This window comes from Micromonospora mangrovicola (assembly GCF_047200535.1).
GTDB lineage: Bacteria > Actinomycetota > Actinomycetes > Mycobacteriales > Micromonosporaceae > Micromonospora.
Genome location: NZ_JBJZOG010000248.1, coordinates 1 through 903 on the forward strand (window position 1 = coordinate 1; position 903 = coordinate 903).

Here is a 903-nt window from a genome sequence, read left to right on the forward strand (position 1 = left end):
TAGGCATCGGCGTCGATTCCCGCGTGTCCAGGCCACAGCTGACGTCTCGTCATGAGGCCCGACGATAAGAGATTGTCACAAGGAGGCCGTGCCGGGCGTCGGCGCCAAGATCCGCTACGCGGCCGACGATGGCGAGTCGTCCCGGTATCGCAAGATCCGGAACAGGCGCGGAATGATCGAGGGTGCGCCGGGTACGAGGTGGGCCATTTGGCCTGGTAGACCCCCGCGGCCACGGGCAAGCGCTAGCCCCTTCCCAAACCGTGTGCGACAGCAGCGCTGACGGCAACCGGGCCGGGACGAGGACAGGAGCCGGCGGCCGATCATGGACAGTCGCCCGAGGTCGCAGACGTGAACGGACCCTGCCCGACGGAGCGCCTACATGCCGACAAAAGCCGGCCTGACATCAGTCGCTGACATCAACGGTGGCAGCCGTGGCCGCACATGCCTGTACGGATCTCGCCTCCGGTCCGGGCGCAGCGGACGTCAACGAACGCGGTGGTAGAGCAGGTGCGCGCCGTGTGGTGGGACGGTCCGCACCTGCTCGCGGGCGGCGAGCATCCGTGGCGGTGGGAGCTGCGCAGGGACGACGGCGGGTGGCGCGTCCGGTCGGTCGAGCTGCCTCCCTGGTGTGGGGTACACGTCCGGGCCGAGAGTTGCCGAAGATGAGGACTAGGGTGCGAGGACGACCCGGCGGTGCAGGGCGGACGGGCGACGCATGGTCAGGACCAGGGCGGTTCGCCAAGCAAGTCACAGCACGCAGTCATCAGCTTCTGTTGAGCGTCGGCAACTCGGGCCTCACCCTGTGTCATGTCCGCCTTGCCATGGCTGCTCACATCGAGGTCGCCAGCCTCCTTCACGGCCAACACCAACTCCCGGCCGGCTGCGCTGACAGCGGGGTCCGTC

1 protein-coding gene is annotated in these 903 nt (G+C 68.2%); it reads right to left on the reverse strand.

Going from position 1 to position 903, the window contains the following annotated elements; all coding sequences use genetic code 11:
- Nucleotides 1–719 precede the first annotated feature (719 nt).
- A partial coding sequence (locus tag ACL02O_RS34305; protein ID WP_412822339.1) for a hypothetical protein occupies nt 720–903 on the reverse strand: 184 nt, incomplete at its 5' end.